Source organism: Micromonospora sp. NPDC050200 (genome assembly GCF_040656135.1).
Lineage (GTDB): Bacteria > Actinomycetota > Actinomycetes > Mycobacteriales > Micromonosporaceae > Micromonospora.
Genome location: NZ_JBFALG010000032.1, coordinates 73,704 through 83,506, shown reverse-complemented (window position 1 = coordinate 83,506; position 9,803 = coordinate 73,704). Strand labels below are relative to the sequence as shown.

Annotated in this window: 11 protein-coding genes and 1 CRISPR repeat array; of the genes, 4 read left to right on the top strand and 7 right to left on the bottom strand. The window is 70.3% G+C overall.

Annotated elements, in window-relative coordinates:
- Positions 1-188 precede the first annotated feature (188 nt).
- From AB0I41_RS21590 to AB0I41_RS21570, 5 genes are all read right to left on the bottom strand, one after another.
- Positions 189-779 carry a GNAT family protein gene (locus AB0I41_RS21590; protein ID WP_357110270.1) on the bottom strand — a complete coding sequence of 197 codons (591 nt, stop codon included), beginning with the start codon at positions 777-779 and terminating at the stop codon, positions 189-191.
- Positions 766-1,383, bottom strand: coding sequence for a GNAT family N-acetyltransferase (locus AB0I41_RS21585; RefSeq protein ID WP_357110267.1), 618 nt, complete (start codon positions 1,381-1,383; stop codon positions 766-768). The genes AB0I41_RS21590 and AB0I41_RS21585 overlap by 14 nt, the downstream gene beginning before the upstream one ends.
- 105 nt (positions 1,384-1,488) lie before the next feature.
- Positions 1,489-2,085 (bottom strand): hypothetical protein, encoded by a 597-nt coding sequence (locus AB0I41_RS21580; protein ID WP_357110264.1) that lies wholly within the window; start codon positions 2,083-2,085, stop codon positions 1,489-1,491.
- A gap of 435 nt (positions 2,086-2,520) precedes the next feature.
- Positions 2,521-3,078: direct repeats of the CRISPR family, unit length 37 nt; unit sequence GTTGCGGTCCTCGCCCGGTCCGTGGACCGGGCGCAGC.
- A gap of 134 nt (positions 3,079-3,212) precedes the next feature.
- Positions 3,213-3,413, bottom strand: a complete 201-nt coding sequence (locus AB0I41_RS21575) for a DUF397 domain-containing protein (protein WP_357110261.1) — start codon at positions 3,411-3,413, stop codon at positions 3,213-3,215.
- Positions 3,414-3,427: 14 nt separating this feature from the next.
- Positions 3,428-4,285, bottom strand: coding sequence for a helix-turn-helix transcriptional regulator (locus tag AB0I41_RS21570; protein ID WP_357110258.1), 858 nt, complete (start codon positions 4,283-4,285; stop codon positions 3,428-3,430).
- A 484-nt stretch (positions 4,286-4,769) separates the two neighbouring features.
- Between AB0I41_RS21570 and AB0I41_RS21565 the strand changes: the two genes are divergently transcribed.
- Together AB0I41_RS21565 and AB0I41_RS21560 are read left to right on the top strand one after the other, a co-directional pair.
- Positions 4,770-5,120: a hypothetical protein gene (locus AB0I41_RS21565; protein ID WP_357110255.1), complete on the top strand. Its 351-nt coding sequence runs from the start codon at positions 4,770-4,772 to the stop codon at positions 5,118-5,120.
- Positions 5,117-5,614, top strand: coding sequence for a hypothetical protein (locus tag AB0I41_RS21560; protein ID WP_357110252.1), 498 nt, complete (start codon positions 5,117-5,119; stop codon positions 5,612-5,614). Before AB0I41_RS21565 ends, AB0I41_RS21560 begins: the two co-directional genes overlap by 4 nt.
- Before the next feature lie 59 nt (positions 5,615-5,673).
- On the opposite strand, the gene AB0I41_RS21555 is transcribed toward AB0I41_RS21560, so the two are convergent.
- Positions 5,674-5,925 carry a hypothetical protein gene (locus tag AB0I41_RS21555; protein ID WP_357110250.1) on the bottom strand — a complete coding sequence of 84 codons (252 nt, stop codon included), beginning with the start codon at positions 5,923-5,925 and terminating at the stop codon, positions 5,674-5,676.
- Positions 5,926-6,197: 272 nt separating this feature from the next.
- A complete protein-coding gene (locus tag AB0I41_RS21550; RefSeq protein WP_357110248.1) occupies positions 6,198-7,490 on the bottom strand; it encodes an acetyl-CoA C-acetyltransferase in 1,293 nt (430 codons plus the stop codon).
- 56 nt (positions 7,491-7,546) lie between these two features.
- On the opposite strand from AB0I41_RS21550, the gene AB0I41_RS21545 reads away from it, so the two are divergent.
- Both AB0I41_RS21545 and AB0I41_RS21540 read left to right on the top strand, forming a co-directional pair.
- Positions 7,547-8,902, top strand: coding sequence for a 3-oxoacyl-ACP reductase (locus AB0I41_RS21545; protein WP_357110245.1), 1,356 nt, complete (start codon positions 7,547-7,549; stop codon positions 8,900-8,902).
- Positions 8,902-9,798 carry a MaoC/PaaZ C-terminal domain-containing protein gene (locus AB0I41_RS21540; protein ID WP_357110242.1) on the top strand — a complete coding sequence of 299 codons (897 nt, stop codon included), beginning with the start codon at positions 8,902-8,904 and terminating at the stop codon, positions 9,796-9,798. Before AB0I41_RS21545 ends, AB0I41_RS21540 begins: the two co-directional genes overlap by 1 nt.
- Positions 9,799-9,803 lie beyond the last annotated feature (5 nt).

Here is a 9,803-nt window from a genome sequence, read left to right as displayed (position 1 = left end):
GCAGCCGCGATGAGAGCGACCCCACCGGTCACCTCGACCAAGCCTGGCCGGGCTGCGGTCGTACCACCAGTCAACAGGTAGCCGCGATCCGCGCGTCACGCGGTGTCACCACAACAGGTCAAGCCAGCGTCCGGTCATGCCGAGTTGAGGGCGAGCGCAGGAGCGGGTGGTTATGGTCCGGGGGTGACCTATCTCTGCGTTGCGAGGCGGCGGTTGAGTTCCGCCCGGACTGCGGGCCACTCGCTTGCGATGATCGAGTAGACAACGGTGTCGCGCACGGTTCCATCGGACATGATCATGTGGCTGCGCAGGATTCCGTCTTGTTTGGCGCCCAGGCGTTCGATCGCTCTCCGGGAGCGGTGGTTGAGCCAGTGCGTGCGGAATTCGACCGCAATGCAGCCCATGTCGTCAAAGGCGCGTGTCAGTAACAGGAGCTTGCAGGCTGCGTTGATGCCGGTTCCTTGTTGGGAGGCTGCGTACCAGGTGTAGCCGATCTCGGCGCGGCGGTTGGCCGCGTCGATGTGGCACAAACTGGTCACGCCCACCGCCTGGCCGGTGTCGGAATGGCACACGGCGAAGGGCTGCATGGTGCCCGCCGACCGCTCGAGGATGAATCGCCTGACGGTCTCGCCCATGGTGTCGGGGGTGGGAACGCTCGTAAAGAACAGCTCCCAGAGGTTTCCGTCACTGGCCGCCTCGATCAAGCTGTGCACATGGGACTCGTTCAGTGGCTGCAACTCCACCCCGTGGCCACGCATCCCCGCCTCAGCAAGCGCCACGACACGCCTCCCACATCCCGCGGGTCATCTCGTACTCGACCTCACCCAAGTCCGCTCCCGGCAGCGGGTCATCCCAGGACGGGAAGTACGTGCGCACGTACCGCATGCCGATGGCCTCCATCACGCCTCGAGACCCGGTGTTCACGGCCATGGTCTGCGCGATCACCCGGCTCTGCCCGACGGTGTCGAAGGCATGCCGCAGCAAGGCGCGGGACGCCTCGCTGGCCAAGCCTTTCCGCCAGTACCGACGGACGAGGCGGTAACCCAGGTCTGTGACAGTTGGGTCGTCAGGTTGGTCGGGCCCATGCGCCGGCGGAAGCATCATGAGCCCGATGAACTCGCCGTCGTCCTCACCGGCCGGCGGCGCCGAGCCACGCGCGCCGCCATCAGAGCCGAACGCCATCCAATAACCCAAGCCGTCCACCTTGCATGCCAAGGCCATCCGCTGCGCATGGGAGGCGACCACCTCGTCCCTGGATCGCGCCCGGCCGCTGATGTAGCGAAGCACCTCCGGATCGGAGTCGAGCCGGATTTCCAGCTCAAGGTGTCGGTCGGCAAGTGGGACCAGCAGCAGACGGTCAGTACGCAAGATCGGTTGGGGCATTCGGCAACGATCGCATGGTCGCACCCGTTGTACGATCCGATTTATCGCAGGTCACACGCACTCATCTAATGGGTTCTGCCGCGAAGCGAGTAGGCTTGCACGCCCTCAGCGATTGTCTCCAGCAGGGATAAGGAGCCAGCGCGCAAAGCAGCTTTCGTCGTCCAGCTCGGTGTACCACCGGATCTTGAACCGATACGCTGTGGTGTCACCCGTCTGGATCAGCATGCCCGGGTCAGGCTCTCGCTGCGGTGGACCGTGAACGATTGGCACCGGCCCTGGCCGTGCCGGCGACAACGGGGCCGAGTACTCGCCGGCGCCGTCGATTGCTGTGCTGAAGACCGCCAGTTCACCACTGCCGACGGCGAGGTCATCACCCTCGTCGTCCTCGGCGTCCGGATACTCCAGTGCTGCAGCGAGCACACGCGGGTAGTCGGGCCCAGATGCCTGCACGAAGGCGAGCGTGCCGCCCTCGGACTGGACGACCTCAACCCAACTGTCGTCGCGGACAACCCCGTCCCCGCCGACCAGAGCCGCTCTGCCGGCCCCGACGGAGATGGTGGTGTCCTCCGGCGCCATGTCAACGACCCGTTCGAAGTCGTCGTTGCTGTAACCGCACCATTCGCTCCGACGCATGGCGTCGATAGCGAGGAACGGTTCACCGTTGGTCCACAGCCGGCCGACATGAACCCATGATCCTCGCACTGACCCAGTATCACTGCCGCGTACGAGGACCCAGCAGCGGGGCATCTCGTGGCCATCGCCCCAACCAGCCCTACCGGTCCTGTCGATGAGCCATTCGGGCCCGCGTCCGACTCGCATCGCCCGCCACGGCATCCGGACATGCCGCTGGTTGGTCGTTGGCGGCTCAGCGGTGAGGCACACCCGACCATGCCGCGATCCGGGCGGCGACTCGGGCGGAGGATAAGTTGCGCTCAGTAATCACGATCTCGGCCTGGCTTCGACAGTGTCAGTCGTAGAAGCGCTATGACCGGATCGACGGCAGAGGCACCAGGCCGCCGGGGCCGATCGCGGAACGCCTTGTAGACCTGTGCACGTTCGGCCGTACCCGGTTGGCCCGTTGACCTGTACGCCGACACAGCTGGTCAACGGCCTCGCCGAGGCCGTCCCGTACATCGAGTTGCGGTCCTCGCCCGGTCCGTGGACCGGGCGCAGCCACCAGTGCAGGTTGTCCATGACGACGTCAGGGGTGGTGTTGCGGTCCTCGCCCGGTCCGTGGACCGGGCGCAGCCCTCGTCGGTTCCGTCCTCACCGCCCGAGTCTCCCGGCGTTGCGGTCCTCGACCGGTCCGTGGACCGGGCGCAGCGAGCTGGCCCAGCGGCCGGTGACCGCCGGCGCCGAGCAGTTGCGGTCCTCGCCCGGTCCGTGGACCGGGCGCAGCCAGTCGCCCCGGCCGGTGATCCGGGCCGTCACGTCGAGGTTGCGGTCCTCGCCCGGTCCGTGGACCGGGCGCAGCACCCGGCCGCCGCAGTGCGGTACGCGCCGCCCGAGGTGGTTGCGGTCCTCGCCCGGTCCGTGGACCGGGCGCAGCTGCACCCGAATAGCGGCGGCTCACTTTTCGACAAGGTGTTGCGGTCCTCGCCCGGTCCGTGGACCGGGCGCAGCGGCGAATGGTGGGATGGTTACTCGATGAGTACCCCGTTGCGGTCCTCGCCCGGTCCGTGGACCGGGCGCAGCGGCTTACGAACAGCCTATTTAGACAAACCTCGTTGCCATGCGGGATCTAACGACTGGGAGTTTGCCCTATTCCTCCCCATTTGCAGACTTGGAACCTCCGCCGTGATCCGTGCCCACCAAGGGTTCCTAGATCATCAGCGCCGGAAGACGCCCCCCACAGACCCAGCGATGAAAGTCCGCCAAGAGGCAGATGAGAAGGCCAGAACTTCACCTTCCGGATCCTTGGAATCCCGGACGGCAACAGCATCGCGCGTAAAGCACACTTCGACGCAGTCGCCATTTCCGCCACCGCTGGACCGACTGCTTTTGCGCCAGATGACACCTCGCAGGTCCACGGCCGCCCGCCCTCCTAGGTCATGTCGCGCGCCTGAGCGATCAGCTCTCGGGACTCCTCGACGCTGGCAGCTGCCGCGCGGAGGTAGTCGAAGGCAAGGGTAAACCCCTTCACGTCCCTCTCACCTTCGACGCTGAGGTCACCGGTCAGGGACTCCAGGAACACGACTGGCGGATGATCGTCGAAGGTCATCAGGCTGAAGGCGCCGTTGAGGCCGGCGTGCCAGACCGTCTGCTGAGTCAGGACCTGAATGACGATGTTGTTCCGCGGCCTCAAAAGGAAGTCGAGCTGCGCCCTCAGGGTGTCGCGCCCGCCGATGGGTCGGTACAGCAGGGACTCGTCCAGAACCGCCCACAGCTTGAGCGATCGGTTGTCGACACGCCGCTGCCGTGCCATTCGCGCCTCGACGAGCTTGTCGACCTCGTCAGTCGATCGATTGCGTCCCGCCGGCTCGCCGGTGAAGGTCGCTCGTGCGTAGTCGTCCGTCTGAAGTAGGCCGTTGATCGTGCCCCACGACCAGGTACGCAGTTCCGACGCCTCGGCCTCGAACGCGATGTACGTACTGAGGCCTCCGGTGATCACCTCCCGGTAGTTCTCCCACCAGCCACGTCCCCGCGCCTCTCGGGCCAGTCGCCAGTAGCGCTCCTTGATCGCCGCGTCGGCCAGGCCGTAGAGGTCGAGCATCAGGAACAGATCACCCTTGCTGACGCCCGTCTGGGCCAGCTCGATCCGCGAGATCTTGCCCTGCGAGCAGCCGAGCGCATCGGCGGCCTGATCCGCGGTCAGCCCGGCCTCGATCCGTAGGCGCTTCAGATCGATGCCCAACTGCCGGCCGCGCAGCGTCGGAGTCCGCCGGTCCCGCCTCTCCACCATGGCGCCCAGTCTCCGCGTGAGGGTCAACGAGATCAAGCGTCACGAAACGCATGGTGAGGGTTGAACTACTCACTGCGGTGTGATTGCATGCTCGACATGCGATGTGAATGATTCACATCGGACAGATCCAAGGATGCTCTGGTGTTCCACCGAGCGGCAACAGAGTCAGTGGTGTCGGCCGAGCACGTCGCTCAGCCGAAGAAAGCGGACCGGGGTGGGTCGGTTTGGCGGCCTCTCCCACTCCCGGTCCGGCACGAGTCGAGGGGAGCAACCACGGCGGATCGCGTCCCGGGGATCGACTCCCCTCCTGTCTACCACCCGGCGGCGCTGACGCGCGTGCCCGGGCGGTGGCGTGGCGCGTTCGGCCGTGACCGCTCCCGGCCAACACCGGCGTCGCGTCGGACGAGCGACGCCGGTCCGTGACGGGGCGGGCACACGGCCCGAGGTGAGCCTTGCGCCCGCCCCTCGCCGACAGGAGCGAGGAATGGGCGTCTACCAGTCAACGACCAGCCAGGTGTGGCACCGCGACGAGGCAGAGGCGGAGGCGGCACGCGAGATCCTGACCAGCCACGTACCGGATCGGGAGAGCAACCTCTGCGTGGTGTGCCTGGTCCCCGGGCCGTGCCGGCCGGCGAACGCGGCGGCGAACCGCCTGGTCGACCTGGGCCGACCGGTGCTTCCCGCTGGCGAGCCGCAGCGCCGCCGGGCCGGATTGCGGGGGTGGTTCGGGCCGCAACGGCGGACGATGCCCCGACGGGCGCCGCTGCTGACCTTCGTCTGGCAGCTCCGGCTCGGCGCGCCCGCAGTCGGGTCAGACGCCTGGGTCACCCCATGACCAGCCGACGGATCCGCGTGGGCGATGTCGTGGAGCTGTCCGAGCAGCACTACTGCTACGGACTGGGCACGCTCACCCTGCGGGTGATCGAGCTGGGTCGCCGGGAGCGGCACAGCGACGGCATCTGGATCCACCTGCGGGGCGTCGAGTTGGGGCATCCCTCCGGGCCGCGTCAGCGCCGGGTGCTCGCCAAGCTGGACGCGGTCCGGGTCCGGCCGGTCCCCGCTCCGGCCGCGCATGTGCCGATTCGCCCCGGCTGGGAATGTGCCGGTTGCGGTCGGCCGTGGCCCTGCCCGGACCGGCGTAACAGGCTGCTCACCGACTACGCGGGGAACCGCGCCGCCCTCGGCGTATACCTGGGCCTGCAACTGGCGGACGCGACCTCCGACCTGCGCCACCACCCCGCCGGGGACCTGTACGCCCGTTTCCTCGGCTGGCTGCGACCGGGCAACGTACAGGTTGATCGACTCGGTGTCGGCGATACGGCGGGATGAGGAGCGCTCCGATACCGCCACCTCGCCGACCTGGAGTGGATCGACCTCGGCAGCGGCGGTCAGGGCGGCGCGGGACGGCCGGTGAGCGCCCGCCACAGTCCCGCGCACGCCTCCTCCTCGGTGTCGAAGACCTGCCGCACGTCGCGCGTCCCGCGCTCGTACAGGCCGATCTCCCACCGCCCACCCGCCGACCGGCGCAGGAACCAGAAGTCGGCAGGGACCGGCACGTGCTCGTGCACGCCCTCCAGCTCGAAGGCGTCCGGCGACAGTCCCGTCGTCAGCAGGGCGTTGCGCACCTCGTGCCGGTCCACTCCCGACCCCCGATCTGCCCAGAACGGGCCCAGCGGACCCCCGGCGATCGCCCGCCCGGGTTCAGCGGACGTGCACGGCGGGGACAGCGCCGCCCCTGCCACCCTGCCCGGGCACGCGTCCGTCACACAGGACGGGGTGGCGCTGAAGGACGGTCGACGCCTTCATCGTCGGGGATGACAACGTGAATGTGAGGCTTCGCGCTCGTCGCCACCCCAAAGGGGTACCGCTGCCCGCTCGTCCCGCTGACAAGCGGGCGGCCGCGGGGAACGCCTCAGCGCTCCAGGATCGCCGTGACGCCCTGACCGCCGGCCGCGCAGATGGAGATCAGCCCCCGCCCGCTCCCCTTCTCGGCGAGCAACTTGGCCAGGGTGGCCACGATCCGGCCGCCGGTGGCGGCGAACGGGTGCCCGGCCGCCAGCGAGGAGCCGTTGACGTTGAGCCGGTCCCGGTCGATCGACCCGAGGGGGGCGTCCAGTCCCAGCCGGTCCTTGCAGAACTCCGGCGACTCCCAGGCGGCGAGGGTGGCCAGCACCTGCGAGGCGAATGCCTCGTGGATCTCGTAGTAGTCGAAGTCCTGCAACGTCAGCCCGGCCCGGGCGAGCATCCGGGGCACCGCGTACGCGGGGGCCATCAGCAGCCCCTCGTCGCCGTGCACAAAGTCGACGGCGGCGGTCTCCGACCAGGAGAACCAGGCCAGCACCGGCAGGTGGTGCTCCCGCGCCCACTCCTCCGACGCCAGCAGCACCGCCGACGCGCCGTCGGTGAGCGGGGAGGAGTTGCCGGCGGTCATGGTGGCCCGCTCGGCGTCCGAGCCCTTCGCGCCGAAGACCGGCTTGAGCGAGCCGAGCTTGTCCAGGGTGGTGTCCGGGCGGAGGTTCTGGTCCCGGGTCAGCCCGAGGTAGGGGGTCATCAGGTCGTCGAAGAACCCCATCTCGTACGCGGCGGCGAGCCGCTGGTGCGACCGGAGCGCCAACTCGTCCTGCGCCTGCCGGTCGATCTGCCAGCGCAGCGCCGTCTGCGCGGCGTGCTCCCCCATCGACAGCCCGGTACGCGGCTCGGCGTTGCGCGGGATCTCCGGCTTGAGCGGCTGGTGCGGGCGGAGTTTCGCGGCGACCTTCAGCCGCTCGCCGAGGGTGCGGGCGGAGTTCAGCTTGAGCAGGGTGCGGCGCATGTCCTCGTTGACCGCGAGCGGCGCGTCGGAGGTGGTGTCGACGCCACCGGCGATGCCCACCTCGAGTTGCCCGAGGGCAATCTTGTTGGCGACCAGGATGGCCGCCTCCAGGCCGGTGCCGCAGGCCTGCTGGATGTCGTACGCGGGGGTGTGCGGGTCGAGCTTCGAGCCGAGCACCACCTCGCGGGTGAGGTTGAAGTCCTTCGCGTGCTTGAGCACCGCCCCGGCGACCACCTCGCCGACCCGCTGCCCGGCCAGGCCGAACCGGGCGACGAGGCCGTCCAGCGCCGCGCCCAGCATGTCCGAGTTGGACGCGCTGGCGTAACGGGAGTTGGACCGGGCGAAGGGGATGCGGTTGCCGCCGATGACCGCGACCCGCCGGATGCTCTGCACGATCCCGCCTCCGTTTCAGGACTTGCCCACAACCTACTGGCCAGTAGGCTACGCCTATGACCGACAGGTACGCGAGCTTCGTCCAATCGGGGGCCGGCCGCGCGCTGGTCAAGCGCCTCGGGCTACCCGATCCGCCGCGACTGCGCCGGCACACCCCCGGCGACCCGCTCGTCCCCGGGCCGGTACTGCTCGGGGCGGCCACCGGGGGCCGGCTGGCCGAGCCGGTCGGCAAGATCCTGACCGCCGCCGGGGTCGAGCTGCGCGACCCTGCCGCCGTCGACGGCTCCGCGCGCTTCGGCGCCCTGGTGTACGACGCCACCGGCATCACGGACTCCACCGGCCTGCGTCAGCTCTACGACTTCTTCCACCCGCAGGCCCGCTCGGTGCTGCCCAGCGGCCGGGTGGTCGTGCTGGGCACCCCGCCGGCCGAGTGCGGTTCTGCTCGCGAGGCGACCGCCCAGCGGGCCCTGGAGGGGCTGACCCGCAGCATCGGCAAGGAGTTCGGCCGCGGCGTCACCGCCCAGCTCGTGTACGTGACCAGGGACGGCGACGCCGGCACCCTCACCAGCCTCGAATCGACCCTCCGCTTTCTCCTTTCCGGCCGGTCCGCGTACGTCTCCGGGCAGGTGGTCCGAATCGGCGCCGGCACCGCGGAGCCGCCGGCGGACTGGGACCGCCCGCTCGACGGGCAGGTCGTCCTCGTCACCGGGGCGGCGCGGGGCATCGGCGCGGCGCTGGCCCGGGTGCTCGCCCGCGACGGCGCCCGGGTCGTCGCCCTGGACATCGCGGCGGCCGGCGACGAGCTGGCCGAGGTGGCCAACGAGATCCGCGGCACCGCCGTCCAGCTCGACCTGACCACCGCGGACGCCCCCACCCGCCTCGCCGAACACCTCGCCGGCCGGCACGGCCGGGTCGACGTGGTCGTGCACAACGCCGGCATCACCCGGGACAGGACCCTCGGCCGGATGGACGCCGACCGCTGGGACTCGGTGCTCGACGTCAACCTCTCCAGTCAGGAGCGGATCAACGACGTGCTGCTGGAGCGCGACCTGATCCCGGCCGGTGGGCGGATCGTCTCGGTCTCCTCGATCGCCGGCATCGCCGGCAACCGGGGCCAGACCAACTACGCCACCAGCAAGGCCGGCGTGATCGGGCTGGTGGAGTCCCTGGCCCCGGCGCTGTGCGGGCGCGGGATCAGCGTCAACGCGGTCGCCCCCGGGTTCATCGAGACCCGGCTGACCGCACGCGTCCCGCTGGTGCTGCGCGAGGCGGGCCGCCGGATGAACAGCATGTCCCAGGGCGGCCTGCCGGTGGACGTGGCCGAGGCGATCGGCTGGCTGGCCTGGCCGGCGTCCGGCGCGGTCAGCGGAAACGTGGTCCGGGTCTGCGGCCAGAGCCTGCTGGGGGCGTGATGGCCAGGAGGAAGGACCTGTCCGCGCACGCCGCCCCGGCGGCGCGGGCGCGCGTCGAGCTGCCCCGGATGCCGGCGCCCGGCGCGCTCTACCGGCGGGCGCTGCGCGACGCGGTGCCGGTCATCGGCCGCTCCCGCCGCCCGGACGCCCCGCCCGAGGTCGAGCTGGCCGTCGCCGGGATCACCGTGGACCTCGCGCACCTGGCCGACTACGACCGGGTCTGCGGGTTCCGGCTGGCCGACCGGCTGCCGGCGACGTACCCGCACGTGCTGGGTTTTCCGCTGTCGCTGCGGCTGATGACCACGCCGGAGTTCCCCATCGCGCTGACCGGCGTGGTGCACGTCGGCAACCGGATCACCGTGCACCGCCCGATCGAGGCTGGCGAGACGCTGGACTTCGTCACGCACGCGGAGCACCTGCGACCGCACGAGCGGGGGCGGCAGATCGACGTCGTGCTGGTCGGGTCGGTCGGCGGCGAGGAGGTCTGGCGCGGCGTCTCGACGTACCTGGGCAGGGAGCGCATCCCCGGCGGCGGTGGGCGGCGCGACCGGGGTGCGCGGCCCGCGCCGCCGGCCGCCACCGCCCGGTGGCGGGTCGAGCCCCGGGTCGGTACGGACTACGCCCGGGTCTCCGGCGACCACAACCCGATCCACACCTCCCGGCTGGGGGCGCGACTGCTCGGCTTCCCCCGCCCGATCGCGCACGGGATGTGGAGCAAGGCGCGCTGCCTGGCGGCGCTGGAGAGCCGGCTGCCCGAGGCGTACACGGTGGACGTGTCGTTCAAGCTACCGGTGCCGCTGCCGGGCACCGTGGCGTTCAGCGCCACCCCGGCCTGGGACTTCGCCCTGCACGACGCGCGGACCGGCCGTCCGCACCTGGTCGGCGCCGTCCGCTGAGCGAG

Excerpts from the sequence above, each read along its gene's own strand:
- AB0I41_RS21585 (WP_357110267.1), bottom strand. The coding sequence starts at position 1,383 with ATGCCCCAACCGATCTTGCGTACTGACCGTCTGCTGCTGGTCCCACTT.
- AB0I41_RS21570 (WP_357110258.1), bottom strand. The coding sequence starts at position 4,285 with ATGGTGGAGAGGCGGGACCGGCGGACTCCGACGCTGCGCGGCCGGCAG.
- AB0I41_RS21565 (WP_357110255.1), top strand. The coding sequence starts at position 4,770 with ATGGGCGTCTACCAGTCAACGACCAGCCAGGTGTGGCACCGCGACGAG.
- AB0I41_RS21560 (WP_357110252.1), top strand. The coding sequence starts at position 5,117 with ATGACCAGCCGACGGATCCGCGTGGGCGATGTCGTGGAGCTGTCCGAG.
- AB0I41_RS21545 (WP_357110245.1), top strand. The coding sequence starts at position 7,547 with ATGACCGACAGGTACGCGAGCTTCGTCCAATCGGGGGCCGGCCGCGCG.
- AB0I41_RS21540 (WP_357110242.1), top strand. The coding sequence starts at position 8,902 with ATGGCCAGGAGGAAGGACCTGTCCGCGCACGCCGCCCCGGCGGCGCGG.